Origin of the sequence: Moraxella bovoculi 237 (genome assembly GCF_000696305.2) — a bacterium.
In the GTDB taxonomy this organism is placed as follows: Bacteria; Pseudomonadota; Gammaproteobacteria; order Pseudomonadales; family Moraxellaceae; genus Moraxella; species Moraxella bovoculi.
Map to the genome: position 1 here is coordinate 15187 of NZ_AOMT01000010.1, position 18704 is coordinate 33890.

The 18704-nt window shown below is 46.3% G+C and carries 20 protein-coding genes; 9 read left to right on the forward strand and 11 right to left on the reverse strand.

The annotated features are described in order from the left end of the window. Window positions 1–148 precede the first annotated feature (148 nt). The gene (locus tag MBO_RS03010) at window positions 149–685 is read left to right on the forward strand and encodes a cytochrome b (RefSeq protein ID WP_080702173.1); all 537 of its coding nucleotides are present in this window, start codon (window positions 149–151) and stop codon (window positions 683–685) included. Between the two features lie 59 nt (window positions 686–744). Here the strand turns inward: MBO_RS03010 and minE are convergent, their stop codons facing one another. The 5 genes from minE to MBO_RS03035 all read right to left on the reverse strand — a co-directional run bounded on the left by minE (window position 745) and on the right by MBO_RS03035 (window position 5026). Next, on the reverse strand, window positions 745–1020 hold the full coding sequence (minE, locus tag MBO_RS03015) for a cell division topological specificity factor MinE (RefSeq protein ID WP_036363487.1): 276 nt from the start codon (window positions 1018–1020) through the stop codon (window positions 745–747). A gap of 1 nt (window position 1021) precedes the next feature. Next, window positions 1022–1837: a septum site-determining protein MinD gene (minD, locus tag MBO_RS03020; protein WP_036363491.1), complete on the reverse strand. Its 816-nt coding sequence runs from the start codon at window positions 1835–1837 to the stop codon at window positions 1022–1024. Window positions 1838–2042: 205 nt separating this feature from the next. Then, window positions 2043–2795, reverse strand: a complete 753-nt coding sequence (gene minC / locus MBO_RS03025) for a septum site-determining protein MinC (RefSeq protein WP_036363494.1) — start codon at window positions 2793–2795, stop codon at window positions 2043–2045. A 127-nt stretch (window positions 2796–2922) separates the two neighbouring features. After that, entirely contained in the window at window positions 2923–4029 is a 1107-nt protein-coding gene (locus MBO_RS03030; RefSeq protein ID WP_152545090.1) for a hypothetical protein, read from the reverse strand. Window positions 4030–4063: 34 nt separating this feature from the next. Continuing rightward, window positions 4064–5026 (reverse strand): acyltransferase, encoded by a 963-nt coding sequence (locus MBO_RS03035; RefSeq protein ID WP_036363497.1) that lies wholly within the window; start codon window positions 5024–5026, stop codon window positions 4064–4066. Window positions 5027–5525: 499 nt separating this feature from the next. Between MBO_RS03035 and MBO_RS03040 the strand changes: the two genes are divergently transcribed. Continuing rightward, complete coding sequence (locus tag MBO_RS03040) at window positions 5526–6185, forward strand: OmpA family protein (protein WP_036363500.1); 660 nt, start codon at window positions 5526–5528, stop codon at window positions 6183–6185. A 92-nt stretch (window positions 6186–6277) separates the two neighbouring features. Then, window positions 6278–6931 carry a M48 family metallopeptidase gene (locus MBO_RS03045; RefSeq protein ID WP_227712656.1) on the forward strand — a complete coding sequence of 218 codons (654 nt, stop codon included), beginning with the start codon at window positions 6278–6280 and terminating at the stop codon, window positions 6929–6931. A 6-nt stretch (window positions 6932–6937) separates the two neighbouring features. Here MBO_RS03045 and MBO_RS03050 read toward each other — a convergent pair whose 3' ends face one another. Next, complete coding sequence (locus MBO_RS03050; RefSeq protein WP_036363506.1) at window positions 6938–7846, reverse strand: hydrogen peroxide-inducible genes activator; 909 nt, start codon at window positions 7844–7846, stop codon at window positions 6938–6940. 194 nt (window positions 7847–8040) lie between these two features. Here MBO_RS03050 and ahpC point away from each other — a divergent pair, with 194 nt between their 5' ends. Then, window positions 8041–8607, forward strand: a complete 567-nt coding sequence (gene ahpC, locus MBO_RS03055) for an alkyl hydroperoxide reductase subunit C (protein WP_036363509.1) — start codon at window positions 8041–8043, stop codon at window positions 8605–8607. Between the two features lie 110 nt (window positions 8608–8717). Here ahpC and MBO_RS03060 read toward each other — a convergent pair whose 3' ends face one another. Then, the gene (locus tag MBO_RS03060) at window positions 8718–8939 is read right to left on the reverse strand and encodes a YdcH family protein (RefSeq protein WP_036363512.1); all 222 of its coding nucleotides are present in this window, start codon (window positions 8937–8939) and stop codon (window positions 8718–8720) included. A 288-nt stretch (window positions 8940–9227) separates the two neighbouring features. On the opposite strand from MBO_RS03060, the gene ahpF reads away from it, so the two are divergent. Continuing rightward, a complete protein-coding gene (gene ahpF / locus MBO_RS03065) occupies window positions 9228–10784 on the forward strand; it encodes an alkyl hydroperoxide reductase subunit F (RefSeq protein ID WP_036363515.1) in 1557 nt (518 codons plus the stop codon). A gap of 80 nt (window positions 10785–10864) precedes the next feature. Continuing rightward, complete coding sequence (locus tag MBO_RS03070; RefSeq protein ID WP_036363580.1) at window positions 10865–11320, forward strand: DMT family transporter; 456 nt, start codon at window positions 10865–10867, stop codon at window positions 11318–11320. 34 nt (window positions 11321–11354) lie between these two features. Here MBO_RS03070 and MBO_RS03075 read toward each other — a convergent pair whose 3' ends face one another. The 3 genes from MBO_RS03075 to MBO_RS03085 all read right to left on the reverse strand — a co-directional run bounded on the left by MBO_RS03075 (window position 11355) and on the right by MBO_RS03085 (window position 15145). After that, window positions 11355–12590 (reverse strand): aminotransferase class V-fold PLP-dependent enzyme, encoded by a 1236-nt coding sequence (locus MBO_RS03075; protein ID WP_052585270.1) that lies wholly within the window; start codon window positions 12588–12590, stop codon window positions 11355–11357. A gap of 73 nt (window positions 12591–12663) precedes the next feature. Continuing rightward, window positions 12664–13299, reverse strand: a complete 636-nt coding sequence (locus MBO_RS03080) for a 2OG-Fe dioxygenase family protein (protein WP_052585271.1) — start codon at window positions 13297–13299, stop codon at window positions 12664–12666. Between the two features lie 175 nt (window positions 13300–13474). Continuing rightward, window positions 13475–15145 carry an electron transfer flavoprotein-ubiquinone oxidoreductase gene (locus MBO_RS03085; RefSeq protein ID WP_036363521.1) on the reverse strand — a complete coding sequence of 557 codons (1671 nt, stop codon included), beginning with the start codon at window positions 15143–15145 and terminating at the stop codon, window positions 13475–13477. A gap of 259 nt (window positions 15146–15404) precedes the next feature. On the opposite strand from MBO_RS03085, the gene MBO_RS03090 reads away from it, so the two are divergent. The 3 genes from MBO_RS03090 to MBO_RS03100 all read left to right on the forward strand — a co-directional run bounded on the left by MBO_RS03090 (window position 15405) and on the right by MBO_RS03100 (window position 17154). Continuing rightward, window positions 15405–16022 carry a DUF1285 domain-containing protein gene (locus tag MBO_RS03090; protein ID WP_227712657.1) on the forward strand — a complete coding sequence of 206 codons (618 nt, stop codon included), beginning with the start codon at window positions 15405–15407 and terminating at the stop codon, window positions 16020–16022. Further along, window positions 16015–16878 carry a glutamate racemase gene (gene murI / locus MBO_RS03095; RefSeq protein ID WP_036363525.1) on the forward strand — a complete coding sequence of 288 codons (864 nt, stop codon included), beginning with the start codon at window positions 16015–16017 and terminating at the stop codon, window positions 16876–16878. The genes MBO_RS03090 and murI overlap by 8 nt, the downstream gene beginning before the upstream one ends. A gap of 102 nt (window positions 16879–16980) precedes the next feature. Then, the gene (locus MBO_RS03100) at window positions 16981–17154 is read left to right on the forward strand and encodes a hypothetical protein (RefSeq protein ID WP_226997789.1); all 174 of its coding nucleotides are present in this window, start codon (window positions 16981–16983) and stop codon (window positions 17152–17154) included. A gap of 90 nt (window positions 17155–17244) precedes the next feature. On the opposite strand, the gene MBO_RS03105 is transcribed toward MBO_RS03100, so the two are convergent. After that, entirely contained in the window at window positions 17245–18687 is a 1443-nt protein-coding gene (locus MBO_RS03105) for a lytic murein transglycosylase (RefSeq protein ID WP_036363529.1), read from the reverse strand. Window positions 18688–18704: the final 17 nt, after the last annotated feature.

Below are 18704 nucleotides of genomic sequence, written 5' to 3' on the forward strand. Positions count from 1 at the left end.
TTTTGGATTATCTTAGCATGTTTTTTTATAAAAAATGAGATTTTTTGAAAATGAGAGACGACTGGCGAAATAATAAACGAAAAACTCATGGATTTTTTTGAGTAATCCGTTAGGCTACAAAGGTGTTTAATTTAACGTGGGAGATTTTATGAGTTCTGCACATCACAAGCTTAACGCCAGTTCTGTGCAACCTGTACAAAAATATGCACTTGCCGTGCGTATCTTTCATTGGGTGGGGGCGTTGCTGATCTTGGCAGCATTCATCACCATTAACCAAGGCGATGATTTTATTGGCGTGCATAAATCCATCGGAGCTAGCTTCTTGATTTGGACAATTCTTCGCATCATTACCCGCTTTGTCACCAAAGCGCCAGCGCCCGTACCAGCACCTGCATTTCAGACGTTGGTTGCGCATTTGGTGCATCTGGCATTATATGTGGTGATGCTTGCCATGCCAATCACAGGCGCACTGATGTCAATGTATGGCGGTCGCGGCGTGAGTGTATTTGGGCTATTTGAGCTGCCGATGATCGTTGGCGTGGATCGTGATATGTCAAAACTCATGAACCTTTGGCATACTGAATTTATCTGGACGGCGATGTGGCTGCTAATCGTGGCGCATATCGGTGCGGCGTTGTATCATCAATTTCTCGTCAAGGATAATCTCATCGCCAGAATGCGCTGATATGCCCTTAGACAACAAAAAACACCCAAATCAAATTTGGGTGTTTTTGTTGTGAGATATTATTTGCGATCAGGTAGGCTGATGCTCATCTCAAGCATGTCAATATGATCTTCGTGGTGATGGTTGATGTTAACATTGTCTATTTGTACGCCGTTGACATATTTATTGACCACTTCTAGGATCTCGCGCTTCATCTGCTCGATACGATCAGCTGTTAGGCGAGTATTTAGGCGATCAGAGCTTGCCACAATGACCTTTAGGCGGTCTTTGGCGATGTCTGCGCTGCTAGGTGTGTCATTACCCCCAAATAGGGATGCCCAGAATCCTTTTTTCATATTAGCCTCCGAACAGTTTTGCAAAGAAGCCTTTTTTCTTCACGTCTAGGTGGCGCAGTGGGCGCTCTTCACCCAAGAAACGTGCAACGATGTCATCATAGCACTGACCTGCTGCTGATTCAGGGTAGTGAATCACAGGCTGACCGTGGTTAGATGCTTCTAGCACAGCGTTACTCTCTGGGATCACACCAATCAACGGCACGCGTAGAATCTCGTTCGCGATGGTGTCGATGTCCATCATCTCGCCTTGAGCGGCGCGCTCTGGGTTGTAGCGAGTGATCACCAGGTGTTCACGTACGCTGCCGCCTTCCTCGACTCTCTTGGTGCGAGACTGTAGGATGCCGATGATGCGGTCAGAGTCACGTACGCTAGATACTTCTGGATTGGTGACAATTAGGGCTTCGTCCGCATGATACATGGCAAGCTGTGCGCCACGCTCAATACCTGCTGGACTGTCACAGATGATGAAGTCAAATGCTAAGTCTTCTGCCAGCTCTTTCATAACAGCAGCAACGCCTTCGTCAGTCAGTGCGTCTTTGTCACGAGTCTGTGAAGCAGGCAGAATGTACAGATTCTCTAATTGCTTGTCTTTAACCAATGCTTGGGTCAGTTTGGCATTGCCACTAATAACATCAACAAAGTCATATACGATGCGGTTCTCACAGCCCATGATAAGGTCAAGATTACGCAAGCCCACATCAAAGTCGATGATGACAGTCTTATAGCCACGCTTGGCCAGGCCTGCACCAAAAGATGCGCTCGTGGTGGTCTTGCCAACACCGCCTTTACCTGAAGTTACTACGATGATTTTTGCCACAATGGCACTCCTTAGTTAAATACAATCATTTTATCTATTAAGTTATGCTAATAAATAAAACAAATGCAAATTTATCAAAAAATTATTTAATAAGCATAACATATTTTACCAATTTATGAATAATTTTGCGAAAAATTATAAGTAGTTTCATCAGTAAATTGATAAAAAATAAACAGGTTTTTATTTTTTTAAATAAAAATGACAATTAGGTATCAATTTTGGTAAATACTAAGCCTTCTTTTTCGTCATAACTGACTTGTACCGCCTCATCGATCATCTCGCTTGGGATGTCTTCTGATAGGCAGTAAGTGCCTGCGACAGACACCAATGTTGGGTTGAATTTCTGGCAGAAGATACGAGCGTCCTTATCGCCTGTCGCACCCGCCACCAATCGACCCAGTCCGCGACCATAGATGTGCAGGTTGCTGTCAGTGATGGCTTCAGCGCCTTGATTCACCCCGCCGATGATGGTGAGGTCGCCACCGAAGTGATGAATACTCTGACCTGAGCGCACCATCTGTGCATAGGTACTGCTTGGCTGAGGCTGGTAGGCGGGTGCCTGTACTGGTGTGCCGACGACTGTGTTGGTATTGTTGTTGGAGTTGCTGTCAGGCTTATTAATCACCGCAGACTTGACAGGACGATCTTCTTTGGCTTGGATGCGTTCAAGTCGTTTGCCATCAGGAGGCAGGATGGCAAGGCGAAGTTGTTTGGCTTGGGTGTTGAGTGCGCCATCGACCACGCCAATCGGCTGCAAACCAAGCTGCCACAAGGTGTCCAGCAGTACTTCTAGGTCTAGATTGACATCGCTGTCGATCACGACGGGGATGTTCGCGGTTGCTGAATTACCTGACAATGCATCGGTCAATTCAGCCTGAATGTCGCCTAGATTATCTGTGGTGATTTTGATTCGGCTGAAGGTCAGCATCTTGCCGAATAACTGAATGGCTTTACTCATGATAATAAACCGTCTCAATGAAATAAAATAAAACGCTAAGATTGTAGCATTTTTTTGGTGTCGAAAGAACACCGCTTTTCTTTAATTGCTTGAATTTCCAACAATATCTATCGCAGTTAGCCTTAGGCTATTGATGTTCTGATACCGCTGCTTTGATTTGTGCGCTGTGTTTCCATTGCTGAGCTTTAATTTGTTGTTCAAACGCACTCAGCGCATCTTCGACCACATTAGCAACGAGTTTTTGGAGTGCTGGGCGATCGGTGTTGATGCTTGCCACGCCTTTGGCGATCTGTACCATGAGCGCATCTAACGTCTTATCATCGAACAGGTGCGAATTCACCGAAGTGGTGACATTCTCCCCGATGTTCTTGCCAATGGTGGTGATTTGATTTTCGATGAGATTGCCTGCGATCGGGATGAGTTTTAGGTATTTTTTGAGCTCTGGGGTGTCAATGAGTGCGCGCTCAACCGCAGTCCCGATGTCAGATGAGAGCTGTTCGCCAACTTGATTGTTAAAAGCTAAGCTTAGCTTTGGGCTAAGTTCTGCGCGTAGAAGCTCGAGTATGGCATTTTCAAAGGCATCACGGTTTTTGTCGATGGTGTCTTGGATGAGCTTGTCGTGAGTCTTGGAGCGTTTGATTTGTTCGCGGATGTTGTCGGTGGCGGTTAGAATCACTCGATCTGACAGTTCTTCTAAAATTACGCCATAGTAGAATCTGGCTGAATTGATCCAACGCTGTGGAATGACCTTGATGCCCACTTCGTGCAGGCGCTTAATGATGATGCCAGCGCGGAGCAGTCTGAGCGCACGCAAGGCAGGGAAACACGCCAACACTTCATACCAATGCAAAAAAGGAAAGAAAAACCATCGATGATAAGTGTGGTTCACGATGGCAAGCAACCAGCGTACCGTAAGCTCTGCCACCCACAGTAGCGTAAACATACCTCCAACTGCCGCAAGCGTCTCATGATACTGGTCTTGGTACACCTGCAAAGGTGCGCCAAAGTTCATCCATTCTGCGAGCTTCTCGACGAGCGCACTCATCAGAATGTTATCTATAAAGATTAGTGTCAAGTCCACCACGAGAAGACCGAGCATCAGGATGTCGTAGCCGATTTTAAGTTTGCTTGGCTGATGATCGTCTGAATCACTGCCAAATAAAGGCACGACGTCATTAGGTACTTCGTGAGATTGTGGGATGCTTAGCTCGTCTAGGTCGGGTGTTTGTCGCATAGAATTATCGTAAATTAAAAGTATTGGGCTGTTATTATGGCGCTTGGTCAAATTCAGCCAGCATCTCATCGATGCGAGCATCTTTGGCTTGCCAAATCTCATCCAGCCATGAGAACAGTTTGACTTTTACGTCATCATTGCTGTCGTATTCACCATTTTTTAGGGCGTTAAATAGGTCGTTTTCCATCTTGATGTGGCGAATGTCGACGCCCAGACGGGTAAGTTTGCCCTGCCAAAGATCACTGTATTTAGGCGCGCCATCAGGATAGACGAGCGTCATGTCTAAGATGCCATCTATTTGCTTACCAAGGCTGCTGATGGCAAGTGCAAAACCACCTGCTTTTGGTTTTAGTAGGTGCTTATAAGGTGATTTTTGGGCGGCGTGTTTGGCTTTGGTGAAGCGCGTGCCTTCTAGATAGTTGAGTAACACAAAAGGCTTGTCAGCGAGCAGTCCGCACGCGCGTCTTGCTTCGTCTAAGTCGCGTCTAGCAAGCTCTGGGTTTTTGGCGATTTGCTCTTTTGAATGGCGTTTCATCATCGGAAAGTCCAAAAAATAAAACGTCTGACCCACAACAGGGATGTATATCAGCTCATGCTTGGCAAAAAAACGCGTGATCGGCAGGCGACCTTCGCTGGCGTACTGAATGACGCTCGTGTCCACCCATGATTGATGGTTGCAGATGAGCAGATATTTGCCATTTGGGTTTAGGTTTTCAGGCAGGCTGATGCGCCAGTCTTTGGTGGGCAATACCTTATCAATCATGAAATTATTCGAGCGAATCCAATAATCTGCCATGCCGATGACCACTTTGTCGGCGCGCTTTGATTTGCCGAACATCTTAGCAAGTCCGGCCGTGTAAAGTGGTGCTGACAATGCTAAGCTATTGGCTGCGATGCTGCCTGTGCCGATTGCAAAGGAGAGTTTTTGGGCAAGTTTCGGCTTGGTTTCGTGTAATTTTTGAAAAAAAGGCAAGGTCTTACGAGAATTTGCGCTCATGACTGATCCTAAAAATCTTATTTTTAATCAATAAAAGAGGTTCTAAATTGCGCAGGTGTTACAAATTGTGTAACAAAATATGAAAAATTCTGCGAAATTCAAAAATTTAAACGCATTTTATCAAATTTTGATAAAAAAACGGTAAATTTGTCCGAAAAAATCCATTGAAATCTAATTTTTGAAAAATTTTGATACAATATTACCCAACATTTGTTTCCAAACGACCAAAATTTGAAAGGTAGATTATTAATTCTGGTGAAAAATATTGCGATTTTCGCTACTTGTTGGGCAGCTTTAGGGAATTTCGGTAAAAATCTCCTAAAATTACGGTGAATCTTTCAAGAAAGCTAATCAAAAGTACACTGATGAGATACACACTTACAACAGACAAGCAAGTTTTTTCATTCATAATACAATCAAAGCAAGCGAATTAATCACCTAATCTGCTTGAGATAACTTCAAAAATTTTAAATTTTATAAAAGACTTAGGGAGTTTAACATGAAAATCAAACTACTTGCTGTAACAGCATTGGCATCTAGCATGGTTATCACAGGCTGTGCGACCACTGGCGGTCCAGTTGTCAACGATCAAACCAAAAAAGCCGGTATCGGCGCATTGGCAGGCGCACTAGGTGGTGCTGCCATCTCTAAAGCGACTGGCGGTGAGAAGACTGGTCGTGACGCAGCGATCGGCGCAGTATTGGGCGCAGGCGTTGGTGCGTACATGGGTCGCCAAGCTAAGCAAATCGAACAACAAATGGCAGGTACTGGCGTTGAAGTACGTCAAGACTCACAAGGTAACATCAACTTAGTAATGCCAGGCAACATCACGTTCGCTCATGATGATGCAACCATCAATTCCTCATTTTATAACAGCCTAAACCAATTGGCACAAACAATGATCCAGTATGATCAAACCACCATCGTCGTGGCAGGTCACACTGACAGCACAGGTGCTGCATCTTATAACCAAGCACTTTCACAACGTCGTGCGGCAGCAGTATCTGACTACCTGGTATCTCGTGGTGTACCAGCATACCGCACCAGAATAGTAGGCTATGGTCAAACTCAGCCTATCGCAAGCAACGCGAACGAGTCAGGTCGTTCTCAAAACCGCCGCGTAGAGCTAACCATCAACGCACCACAAGAACTTCGTTAATTTTTAGCGTTGATCATTCAAAAACAGGTTGGATTATCCAGCCTGTTTTTTTGTGTTGATTTAATTTTTATGCGGATGATGAGACTGCTATAATGACTTATTTATCCCAAAGAGTAAATACGCTCATGCGATCAGAGCAGTTATTAAGACTACACCAAGACTTTGCCGAACAAGGAATCGTTCTAAGCATCACCAAAAAATCAGTAAAGAACATTAACTTTCGCATGAAAGCGGGCGAATGTCATGTCAGCGTGCCAAGATGGGCATCTGAGCGTGCTGTCATAGAGGCGGTTCGAGCGCGGTTGTCTTGGGTGTTTCAGGCGCATCATAAACTACAACAAAAAGCGCATTTTCGCCATGCTTATGAGCGAAGATTATGGGGTGAGAGTGTGGATTTGCCCGCTGATGAAAGTCAGATTTTACGAATTTATCGGCAGGCGTTATCTTCTCGGTTGCCTGATTTGATTGCCAAATGGCAACCCATCGTCGGTAGGGTCGCCAGAGAAGTGCGCTTAAAGAAAATGAAAACTCGCTGGGGTACATGTAATACTCGTGAAGGTAGAGTGTGGCTGTCGGTATATTTGGCGGCATATCCCTATGAATGCACCGAATATGTGTTCGTGCATGAGCTTTGCCATCTCATTCATGCCAATCACAGCCCATTATTTTGGGCGGAAGTCAAAAAAGCCATGCCAGATTATAAAAAATGGCATGACCTTCTAAAAGCGCGTGATGAAAGCTTGTAAGGGCGGTTATCTGTGCTTTTTGGCGTCTTCTGTCATGGCTTGATGGAAGACCTCGCTTAGAATGCGCACATCATCAACGCGTGCGTAGTTAAGGCGTGTGATGAATGCCAGTCGACGATGTGGCCCGGGTTCTGACAGTGGTACAGAAGTTAGGTCATGGATGGTCGATAGCTGATCAAGTGCCATCTTAGGCACGAGCGTCGTCCCCATGCCAGACAGCGCCATCTGAATGATGGTGTTGAGGCTGGCATCAGAGAATCCTGACTTGATCTCGCTCTTGTTCATTTGGCATACAGACAGTACTTGATCGGTCAAGCAGTGACCTTCACCCAGTAACAGTAAGTTAGTCTTAGATAGCTCGCCACTGGTGATGTGCTTGGAGCTGTCGTGTTCATCCCCTTTTGGGAAAATCGCAAAAAAATCTTCCGCCCAAAATTCAAAGGTGTGCAGACCTTCCACGGGGTATGGCAGGGCGATGATGGCGGTGTCAATGTGTCCGTAGCGTACCTGATCGATGAGGCGCTCGGTTTGTTTTTCAGTGATGGACAGCTCAAAGTTGGGATAGCTTTTCTTTAGGGTAGGCAGCACCTTGGGCATTAGGTAAGGCGCGACAGTTGGGATGATGCCGATCGTCATCGGGTAGGCAAGTGGCGTCTGATGATTGTGCGCGCGCGTGACCAAATCGCTGATCTCGCTAAAAACGCGCTGCGCTCTGTCTAGAATCTCTTCGCCGATTGGGGTGATGAGTACTTGTTTGTTATTACGCTCAAAGATCTGTGTGTCAAGCTGTTTCTCAAGCTCGGCAATGCCAAGGCTTAATGCAGACTGTGAGATATTGCATTCTTCGGCGGCACGCTTAAAGTGCTTGTGTTTGGCGACCGCCAGAGCGAATTCCAACTGACGTAAAGTAATCATAAAAGTTATCCCAATTCAAACATAAAATTATGACCCCTATTTTACACCTAAGTTTTATAAAACAAAACAGGATAATTAAAAGTTTTAAATGTATAAAAGCGGTATTTTTGTTATGATAGACGGGTAGGGCAGTTTTGGGCAAGGGTTTATCGTCCAGCTGTACAATTTCCATCCATTAACATATAGGTGTAATTATGACCGCAATCATCAACCAACAGATTCCTGAATTTACCACCGAAGCATTTGTAAACGGTGAGTTCAAAACCATCTCTACACAAGACACCAAAGGCAAATGGTCTATCTTCATGTTCTACCCACACGACTTCACTTTCGTGTGCCCAACTGAACTTGAAGACATGGCTGATCACTACGAAGAGCTAAAAGGTCTTGGCGTAGAAGTATATGCAGTATCTACTGACAGCCACTTCGTACACAAAGCATGGCACGATTCATCTCCTGCAATCGGTAAAGTAAAATACCCAATGCTAGGTGATGGTACTGGTAAAATCACTCGTGGCTTTAACATCATGATCGAAGACGAGCACGCAGCACTACGTGGTACTTTCCTAGTAGATCCAGACGGCTTCATCAAAGTAGCTGAGATCCACGACCTAGGCATCGGCCGTTCTGCTAAAGACATGATCCGTAAAGTAAAAGCAGCTCAATACGTTCGTGAAAACGACGGTGAAGTTTGCCCAGCAGCATGGGAAGCAGGTCAAGAGACCTTGAAGCCAAGCCTAGACCTAGTTGGTAAAATCTAAGCTCTAAGCTAATCTTAAAAACCATCCAATCTTGGGTGGTTTTTTGTTTGCTAATATATAAAAAACACAAGCCCAAAAGACTTGTGTTTTTAAAGCGAATAATCTTACAATTATGCTTTGGTCAGTAGATACTGATATAGTTCGTCTTTTAGGGCAAGTTTTTTGCGTTTTAGACCTTCGATTTCTTCAGCGCGGCTGGCTGCAGCAACTGGGTCGTTCTCTAGGTTGGTGATTTCTTCATCAAGTTCGTTATGCTCGTCGAATAGTTTAACGAAATGTAGGTCGTTATTAGTTTTTAGTTTGGTGATTAGTTCGCGGTATTCTGGAAACATAGAATTCTCCTTTGAGTTTGGTGTCATAATGACGAAATTCACCACATAAGAATTATTCTGTGGTTAAGATTATCTTACCAAGAATGATGAGTCTTAGCAAGCAATAAAAATAAGCGTCATCCACACAATTGCAATATAATAACAAGCAGTGATATTGTTTGATTTAAGTTGTTGAGCTTTAGCAATACGAATGTTCAAAATTCTCAAATTTGCATTATCCTGCCGTCGGCTTATAATGACATCGTACATTCTGATTTATTTATTTTATTTAGTTTTAAGGTGGTTATTATGTTAGACCAATCATTATTAGATGCTGTTCAAACGTACAGCGCCAACATGACTCGTCCGATTCAGATGATTTTAGGTCAAGGTGAGCACGCCAAACGTGCTGAGCTGATTGATTTTCTTGAAAAAATCGCCAGCACCTCTGATAAGATCGGCTTTGATAAGAGTGTTGTGGATACCGACCTATCTGCGATGAGCTTTAAAATTGCCACCGATAATCGCGATACTGGTATTGTGTTTAGCGGTATCCCTGGCGGTCATGAATTCACGTCACTGCTGCTTGCGATTTTGCATGTTGGTGGTCACACCATGAAGCTAGACGAAGGCATTCAAGACCTTGTTAAGCGAATCCAAAAACCATTAAAATTCCAAACTTTCGTATCGCTGTCTTGCCATAACTGCCCAGATGTCGTACAGGCATTGAATCAGTTTGCCGTACTAAACGATGGCATCGAAAACGAGATGATTGACGGCGGTGTGTTCCCAAAGCTTGTAAAAGCTAACAACATTCAAGGCGTGCCTGCGGTATTCCTAAATGGCAAACCATTCTTAAACGGTAAAGTGGACACCGCGCGTATCATCGATAAGCTACAAGCTAAATACCCTGATCTGCTGTCTGAGGGCGTGGCCGAAGAATTAAAAACCCAAGACGTGACCGTCATCGGTGGCGGTCCTGCAGGTTCGGCAGCTGCCATCTATACCGCTCGTAAGGGTCTGCGCGTGGCTCTAGTGGCTGATCGTATTGGCGGTCAGGTTAAAGATACTCAAGACATTGAGAATCTAATCTCAATCCCATTAACCAATGGCAATACGCTAGCTGGCAACCTATCCACGCACATCAAAGAATACAACATCACCGTCAAAGAGCACGTGAGCGTATCAAGTATTGAAGAAGTGAAGGATGGCTATCAAGTTACCCTAAACACGGGTGCAAGCTGGACGTCACGCACACTAATCATCGCAACAGGCGCCAAATGGCGTAAGCTTGGCGTTAAAGGCGAAGATGAGAACATCGGCAATGGCGTGGCGTACTGCCCACACTGTGATGGCCCATTCTTCAAGGGTAAGCCTGTGGCGGTTATCGGCGGCGGCAACTCTGGCGTTGAAGCAGCGCTTGACTTGGCGGGTATCGTTGAGCATGTGACCGTACTAGAGTTTGGTGATAAGCTTCGTGCTGACCAAGTACTGATCGATAAAGCTGAAGCGCGTGATAATATCACCATCATCAAAAATGCCGCCACTCAGGAAATCACCGCTAATAGTGGTAAAGTGGATAGCCTAATCTATCAAGACCGAGCGAGTGGCAAGAACGTGACGTTGCCATTGTCAGCGGTGTTTGTACAGATTGGTCTGGTGCCAAACTCTGATGTGGTTAAGGACTTGGTGGATGTGACAGCTCATGGCGAGATTGAGATTGATGCCAAATGTCGCACCGATAAGCCAGGCGTGTTCGCATGTGGTGACGTGACAACCGTACCATTTAAGCAAATCAACATCGCCATGGGCGAAGGTTCAAAAGCAGGCTTGGCAGCGTTTGAATATCTGATGATGAATTCTTAATTTATTGTGATGTTCAATATCCAAAAAAACACACTTTATGATAAAGTGTGTTTTTTATTGCGTATGTTGTGGGGACGGTTATGTGGTATTTTTTGATGGCGTTTGGGATTGGCATGGGCATCGCTGTGCAGGCGGCGATTAATTCAAGCCTTGCCATTGGTCTGGGCGGTCGGCCATTAGCGGCGGCATTTTTCTCTTTTGCCATTGGTACGTTGTGTTTGGGGTTGGTTATGATGTGGCAGGGCGACTGGCAAAGTGTCTTAGATAACATCACCGATCAGCCTTGGTGGCGCTGGGTTGGTGGGGCGATCGGTGCGGTATTTGTGTTTATTACGGCATTTTTGGCGCCGAAGATTGGGCTTGTGAACATGGCCTTTCTAATCATCTTAGGGCAGCTGATTGCAGGCATGGTGATTGATCACTTTGGGCTGATTGAGATGCCTGTTCGTTCGTTAGGCTTGCATAAATACATTGGTCTTGGCGTGATGCTGATTGGACTGACCTTTTTTATGTTTGGCGATAAAGTTTTTAAATAAAAAACACGGCGCATTGCTGTGTTTTGTTTTATGTTTAGATGGACTGCACATATTCGTCAAGCAGCTCGAACAGTCGATGAATCTCATCTGCTGTCGAGTAGTGCAAAAATCCTACACGCAAGAATCCCGTCTCAACCAGATCTAAATGACGCACCACATCCAGCGCATAAAAATTACCCGATGGCAAGGCAACGTTGCGCTCGCCAAACCACTTAGCGATGTTGGCAGGATCTAAGACTTTGCCATCTTTGACAAGGTTAAAGGCGAACGTAGGTGTGCGCCCCTCGGTGGTGTTTTTGCCGTATAGGATAAAATAAGGTCGCTGGTTGGCGTATTCTAAGAATAACTTGGATAACCCTTGCTCGTATTGTTGTACGATGGTGTATGCTTGCTGTAGTCGTTCATCTAGCGTGCCATCTATACCACCTAGATTCGCCCAATACTCAATCAATGCAATCATGCCTGCCTTTGCCTCGAATGACTGTGTGCCTTGTTCAAAGGCAAAAGGGCGAATCTCAGTGGCAGGCTCCACTTTATAAGCGGGTAAATCCAGCACGCGATTAGAGGCGTAAGCCATGCCAAGGTGGGCACCGCCAAGTTTATAGCTGGAGGCGAAGAGTAGATCGCAGCCCATCTGGGTGGCATTGACTTTCTCGTGTACGATAGCGTGCACCGTATCAACAACCATGAATGCGCCGACAGCCTTGGTGCGCTCGATGATCGGACTAATGTGAGTCCTTGTTCCTAGCACATTCGACGCCAATGACACCGCCACCAGACGGGTGTTCTCATCGATGAGCGTCTCTAGTGACTGCAAGTCAAGTGTGCTGCCATCAGCAGTCAAAGGAATGCGGCGAATCTCTACGCCCTTATCGATGCCGGCGGTTTGCCATGATGAGACGTTCGAGAAATGATCAATCGAACTTAGGACGATGTTATCACCTGCTTGCCAATCCCGTGATAAAACTCGCGAGAACTGGAACATCAGACTGGTGGAGTTTAGCCCAAAAACCACCTGTTCGGCAGGACAGCCAAGCCAAGCGCCTGCCATCTTACGCGCAGTAGCACTAATGGTGCTGGTGCGTCTGCCGGCATCTGCATGACCACCCATGTTGCTGTTGTAGCAGCCCAGATAATCGCCCATCGCTTGGATGACTGCCTTAGGCACTTGACTGCCACCAGGACCATCAAAGAAAATCGGGGTCTGTCCCTGCTTATCCTTGCAAGAAAATGCCAAAAACTGCTCACGAATCTTGGTAACGTTGTACATGATTTTTCCTAAATCTAATAACGGAAAATAATGCCAATTGATGAATTTGCGTTAAAAATATGCTCAAAATAGCTTACTGCATATTGGCTGTCAATACGAACAGATCCCAAAAGCCCGATTCGCCTGTGGTGCTAAGCTCATTGGCATAGTGCCAAAGCTTGCTGTCATCCATCACGCAATATACGCCCGTCTCGCTTGGTAGTCTGACCAGCATGCTGTCTGGATCGTTCGTCTGATAAGCGCACAGATCACCGCCCTCTACATCTTGACGGCTGACGGTAAACATGCCAATGCGATCAAAGCCGTCTTGGTGCAGACCTTCTGGCGTGGTGATGGTGGGCTTGGCAGGGTCTTTAGAGACGATGCGCATCTGATGAACTTCGATGGTGGCATGGTTAGGCAGTCCGCCTTGCTTGGCGAAGGTATCAACGATGGTTAAGAACCCCTCGGTCTGTAGCAACTCATCACTTACGTCGTCATATTGACGAACCACGTCGCCTTGGAATTTATTTAATTCGCTACTTTGGACGAATTGGCTACCACGAATTAGCTCGATATCTTGACTGTCTTGGTTGTAGGTGAATTTAGAATAGCGGCGCAAGCGATAACTACCGTCCTTGTATAGGCTGGGCGTTAAGCTGTCAAAATCAGTACGAAGTGGGGCGATGATGTCGGTAGGCAGATTACCTGTGTGTAGAAGTGCGCTCATGATATGTCCTTATATTGGCGTTAGGAGTCTGCATAATATAACAAAAAGTTATTTTGGTAACAAATAAAATTTATTTATAAAAATCCAATGATAGAAAACCATATTATCGTGATGGCTTATTCGAACAATAAAAAAGCCAAACGCTTGATCGTTTGGCTTTTTGGGCTTGATATTATTACATGTTTGGGTAGTTAGGACCGCCACCACCTTCTGGCGTCACCCAAGTAATGTTCTGCGATGGATCTTTGATGTCGCAGGTCTTGCAATGGACACAGTTTTGGCTATTAATGACAAAGCGTGCGCCATGTGGTGCGTTGTCATCTGCCACCACTTCGTACACACCAGCAGGGCAGTATAGGCGTGCAGGCTCGGCATACAGTGGTAAGTTCTTGGTGATTGGCACGGTTGGATCGGTCAGCTTTAGATGGCATGGCTGATCTTCGGCGTGGTTGGTGTTTGAGATGAACACGCTTGATAGCTTATCAAAGGTCAGCTTGTCATCCGGTCTTGGGTAGTCAGGCTTGTAGGCGTGATCTGCCTTATCAAGCTGTGCATGATCATAAGCATTGTCATGTATGGTAAATGGAATCTTACCGCCCAGCAGATTCTGCTCAACAAAGGTAAACGCACCGCCCATCCATTGACCCATGCGGTGCATGGCAGGCGAGAAGTTGCGTGCGCTGTGTGCGTCTTCAAATAGCCATGAATTCTCAAAGGCGGTCTGATATTCGGTGACTTCATCATGCTGACGACCTGCCTGTAGCGCCTTAAAGATACTCTCGGCGGCCAGCATGCCTGACTTCATCGCAGTGTGCGAGCCTTTGATTTTGGCAGGGTTTAGGAAGCCTGCATCATCACCCACCAATACGCCACCAGCAAAGCTAAGCTTAGGCAGGCTGTTTAGACCACCTTTGGTTAGGGCGCGTGCGCCATAAGATAGGCGTTTACCGCCTTCTAGGATTGGGCGAATCAGCGGGTGAAGCTTTAGACGTTGTAATTCGTCAAATGGCGAAACGTATGGGTTGTGATAGGACAGATCCACCACCAGACCGAAGCTTACTTGATTGTCTTCAGCGAAGTATAAGAACCAGCCGCCTGTCGTGCCAGTTTCGTTCAATGGCCAGCCAGAGCCGTGTAAAATCACGCCTTCTTCGTGCTTGTCTGCATCGATTTCCCAAAGTTCCTTTAGGCCGATGCCGTAGTGCTGTGGATCTTTGTCTTTATCAAGGTGGAAGCGGCTGATTAGGCGTTTGCCTAGATGTCCACGGCAGCCTTCGGCAAACACAGTGTATTTGGCAAGCAGTTCATAGCCTGCCTCAAAAGATGGCTTAGCCTCGCCGCGCGCATTAACACCCATGTCACCTGTTAAGATGCCGCGTACTGAGCCGTCCTCGTTATATAGTATTTCGCTTGCGGTAAAGCTTGGGAATAGCATGATTTCCATCGCTTCGGCCTGCTGTGCTAGCCAGCGTACGACGTTGCCCAGTGAGACGATATAATTGCCTTCGTTGTGCATGCTGCTAGGGACGATACCATTTGGTAGGCGTTTTGTGCTGTTCTTACCAAGCATATACACGCGGTCTTCTTTGGCTTTAACGGTGATGGGTGCGCCCATCTCTTGCCAGTTAGGGAATAATTCATCAAGCGCGCGCGTCTCAAGAATTGCACCTGAAAGCGTGTGTGCGCCAAATTCCGAACCCTTCTCGATGACGCACACCATGAACTCATCCAAACCTCGCTCATTGGCGAGCTGTTTTAGACGGATGGCAGTGGCAAGTCCTGCAGGACCGCCACCTACGACGACGACATCAAATTCCATGGATTCGCGCTGAATTTCATTGTGCATATACATTCCTTAAATCGCTTGTGGGCAGGGGCTGCCAACTGGCTTTTATTGATTAAAAATAACAAAATACGGGAAATTTCATTATTTTACCAACATCAGATTTTTAAGCAAGTCAATTTATCCAATTAATCAGAGATTTGCGCGCATGCGATGATAATTTTATAAAAAATTGTGGCGAATGATTGTTGGGATGATTGATTTTTTGGGGTTAATTCAGATACAATTAATCCAAATCTAGCCTAATGATTCAGGTGATATAATGACAGATGATAATACACAAATTAATAATAAAAACAATGTCTTGCAGGACATTCTTAGTCATTCATCACCTCAAAATAACCGCAAAATTCCCCCGCTTGAGAAATGGTCACCCACGCGCATTCACGACTTTGATATTTTTATCGCGGATAATGCAGAATGGTATCATGAAGGCGATAAGATGACTCGTCAGTCATTGGTTGATTTATTTGCCAGCGTACTGTGGGGTCAGGTGGGTGATGATGGCGTGAAGTGTTATTTTTTGAAGACGCCCAGTGACATGTATCAGATTAAGGTGTTCGACGCGCCGCTACTGATTAACACCGTAGATCAAATCGAGCAAGATGGCGTGACGTGGATTGAATTTGGCACGACTAATGGAGATAAGATTATTCTTAATGGTAGTCCATTGTATTTTAAAGAATTTATCAAAGATGGCAAAGCAGAAGATCGTTTGTACATTGACACACGCCATCAGTTGACGGCACGCGTGGGCGCTAATGTGCTCTATCACCTTATACAGATGGGTGAGCTGTCCGAAGAGGGCGGGCGGACGATGCTTACGCTCACAAGCGGTGGACGCACACACCGCGTGGTAACTGAGGTGAGCCATGATTAATCAGCATCCTGATTATGTTAATGATCCAGAGAATGCGCCGATTGGCATGTTTGATTCAGGTGTTGGCGGGCTGTCGGTCTATCGACATCTAAAGGCGTTACTGCCTAATGAGAGATTCATCTATTATGCCGATACAGCAAATGTCCCGTATGGCAATAAGTCTGCCGATGAGATTCTATTGCTAACCATGCAAGCAGTGGCAAGATTATGTAAACGGGGCTGTAAGCTCATCGTCATCGCGTGCAACAGCGCATCAGCGAACGCACTGCCCACCATCAGAAAGCGATGCAGTGTACCCATCGTAGGTCTGGTACCTGCTGTGAAGCCTGCATGCGCCAAGACCCAGACAAACAAAATCGCTGTACTGGCGACGCGCGCCACATTGTCGGGGCATCTGTTTAATGACGTTATCGGTGAAGTGGCGACCCCCAATGGCATCACGGTACAAAAACACTTCGAACCGATGCTCGTGCCATGGGTGGAAGGCGGCATGCCCATCGACAGCCATGTGGCAGACCTACTCATCGAGCAGATGCGCCTGTGGTCAGCTGATGGCGTGGATGTGGTGGTGCTAGGATGTACGCACTATCCATTTTTTCGAGAGTTTTTACAAGCCTATATCGACAAAAACAACCTTAGCATGCATCTGATTGATTCGGGCGCTGCCATCGCCCAGCGTGTCAAATCGCTGCTGAGTGCTTATCAGGTTAGTGCCAATTCACCCAAGAATCTACCGCTGACTTTGTACGCCAGTCATTTCGATGAGCAGATGGCTAGAACCGTGGGCGGTCTGATTGATGATCAGGTGAAATTCGTAGGTTATGATTTTTTGCCGTTGGCTGATGATGTGCTGTAAGCCAAATGTAGAAAAATGTAAATATGCATGGATTGACATTGTCAAAGCGTTCAAAATTTGGTCTAATGGTATCAGACCAAAATAACCAAAAAGGAGATGACCATGTCAGAATCAAAGCTAAATGAACAGATCAAAAAATTCGATGAGCTGCAAGACAGCATGCACGAAGCTGAAAAAAACCGCACGCTAGAAGAGCAAGTAGCCTACCTAAAGTCACAAGGCATTGACCCATCGAAATCCTATGCCAAATGGGACGACGACCAAGAAGAGGAGTAATGTCTTACCGTCTGGTGCAATGAGTGTATAATTCTAAATTCGATATAAAAAGCCCAATCGTAGTGATTGGGCTTTTGTCTGTCTTTTAGATTAGTTTGGTACTAATGAAATGGTGCCATCAGCATTCACCACACGGCGATACGTCTTAGGTGCAACCGTCTGAGCTGGTACTTGAATGGTGCGTACAGGCGCATAAGTCGGCTGAGCTGGACGCGGCTGAGCTTGTGCAGGCGCGACCGATGGTGCTTGTTGTGCGACAGGGAGTACTACTTGAGCAGGCTGGGCGACTGGATTGACTTGAGCTGCGTTAGGGCTAGTGCTGACGCGGCTTGTGATTAAGCGATGGAATTTTTGACCTGCGCGACCATCTGGACTAACACCCACTTGTCTTTGATAATCCATGATGGCGCGGCGCGTATTATCACCGATGATACCATCGACTTTACCGATGTCGTAGCCTGCATTTAGCAGTGCTTGCTGAATTTCTTTGGCTTCACGGCGGCTGATGCCAGGATCGTCAGTTGGCCAAGGGGTGGCAAAATTGGTATTCGTATCAGAATTCTCAATCAACGTCGATAGATGAGCGATGGCAAGTGCATAGCTCTCTGATGCGTTATAAGAATAGAAGGTATCGAAGTTCTTACCAACCAAGAACGCAGGACCTTGGCGACCCGCAGGCAGTAGCAGTCCTGCCGATGCCATGTTATTCGGTAATGGGCGACCATCTGGTAGAGTGATGCCTTGATTCTGCCAGTGGCTGATGGATTTTTTGGCAGTGCGTCCGCTTGAACCTGTGTAGCCGTTTAGGCGGACTTCATAGCCCCATGGCTCGCCTGCACGGTAGCCACGTTTGTTTAGGAAATTGGCGGTACTGGCAAGCGCGTCTGCCTTAGAATTCACCAAGTCCTTACGTCCATCGCCGTCAAAATCCACCGCCAATTCCAAAAAGGTGCTCGGCATGAACTGCGTCTGTCCGAATGCACCTGCCCATGAACCTGTCATGTCAGATGGGCGGATGTCGCCGTTTTGGACGATTTTGAGTGCGCTGGCAAATTCACCGCGAAAATAGCTCTGACGACGATCAAAGCAAGACAACGTCGCCAGGCTGGTAAATAGGTTCTTGCCACCTAAGGTCTGACCAAAATTACTCTCAACGCCCCACACGCCAAGCACGTGTTCAGGCTTCACACCATAGCGCGACTCGATGCGGCGCAGCACATCGGCCTGCTCAGCACGAGCTGCCAGACCATCTGCCACACGCTCACTGTCAACAAGTGATGCGTGATAATCCCACGGGTCTTTTTTAAATTCAGGTTGATAGTTTAGTGAGCGGATAACGCTTGGGTCAGGTTCGCTAGGTCGATACATCTCAAAGGTGCTGCCAGAGATGCTGCGAAAGGCAGATGAATGCTTTAGATTATCTAGGCACTGCTGGAACTGTGCATTTGACAGATAAGGTAAATCATTGGCCTGCACGCTCGAGAATGCGCCGATGCTTGTTAAGGCAAGGCTGATTTTGGCTAAGGTTTTCATAATTGTCCTAAAAATGG

Bases quoted from the DNA above. Each gene is read 5' to 3' on its own strand.
- MBO_RS03010 (WP_080702173.1), top strand. From the start codon at position 149: ATGAGTTCTGCACATCACAAGCTTAACGCCAGTTCTGTGCAACCTGTA.
- minE (WP_036363487.1), bottom strand. From the start codon at position 1,020: ATGAAAAAAGGATTCTGGGCATCCCTATTTGGGGGTAATGACACACCT.
- minC (WP_036363494.1), bottom strand. From the start codon at position 2,795: ATGAGTAAAGCCATTCAGTTATTCGGCAAGATGCTGACCTTCAGCCGA.
- MBO_RS03030 (WP_152545090.1), bottom strand. From the start codon at position 4,029: ATGCGACAAACACCCGACCTAGACGAGCTAAGCATCCCACAATCTCAC.
- MBO_RS03035 (WP_036363497.1), bottom strand. From the start codon at position 5,026: ATGAGCGCAAATTCTCGTAAGACCTTGCCTTTTTTTCAAAAATTACAC.
- MBO_RS03040 (WP_036363500.1), top strand. From the start codon at position 5,526: ATGAAAATCAAACTACTTGCTGTAACAGCATTGGCATCTAGCATGGTT.
- MBO_RS03045 (WP_227712656.1), top strand. From the start codon at position 6,278: ATGACTTATTTATCCCAAAGAGTAAATACGCTCATGCGATCAGAGCAG.
- MBO_RS03050 (WP_036363506.1), bottom strand. From the start codon at position 7,846: ATGATTACTTTACGTCAGTTGGAATTCGCTCTGGCGGTCGCCAAACAC.
- ahpC (WP_036363509.1), top strand. From the start codon at position 8,041: ATGACCGCAATCATCAACCAACAGATTCCTGAATTTACCACCGAAGCA.
- MBO_RS03060 (WP_036363512.1), bottom strand. From the start codon at position 8,939: ATGTTTCCAGAATACCGCGAACTAATCACCAAACTAAAAACTAATAAC.
- ahpF (WP_036363515.1), top strand. From the start codon at position 9,228: ATGTTAGACCAATCATTATTAGATGCTGTTCAAACGTACAGCGCCAAC.
- MBO_RS03070 (WP_036363580.1), top strand. From the start codon at position 10,865: ATGTGGTATTTTTTGATGGCGTTTGGGATTGGCATGGGCATCGCTGTG.
- MBO_RS03075 (WP_052585270.1), bottom strand. From the start codon at position 12,590: ATGTACAACGTTACCAAGATTCGTGAGCAGTTTTTGGCATTTTCTTGC.
- MBO_RS03080 (WP_052585271.1), bottom strand. From the start codon at position 13,299: ATGAGCGCACTTCTACACACAGGTAATCTGCCTACCGACATCATCGCC.
- MBO_RS03085 (WP_036363521.1), bottom strand. From the start codon at position 15,145: ATGCACAATGAAATTCAGCGCGAATCCATGGAATTTGATGTCGTCGTC.
- MBO_RS03090 (WP_227712657.1), top strand. From the start codon at position 15,405: ATGACAGATGATAATACACAAATTAATAATAAAAACAATGTCTTGCAG.
- murI (WP_036363525.1), top strand. From the start codon at position 16,015: ATGATTAATCAGCATCCTGATTATGTTAATGATCCAGAGAATGCGCCG.
- MBO_RS03100 (WP_226997789.1), top strand. From the start codon at position 16,981: ATGTCAGAATCAAAGCTAAATGAACAGATCAAAAAATTCGATGAGCTG.
- MBO_RS03105 (WP_036363529.1), bottom strand. From the start codon at position 18,687: ATGAAAACCTTAGCCAAAATCAGCCTTGCCTTAACAAGCATCGGCGCA.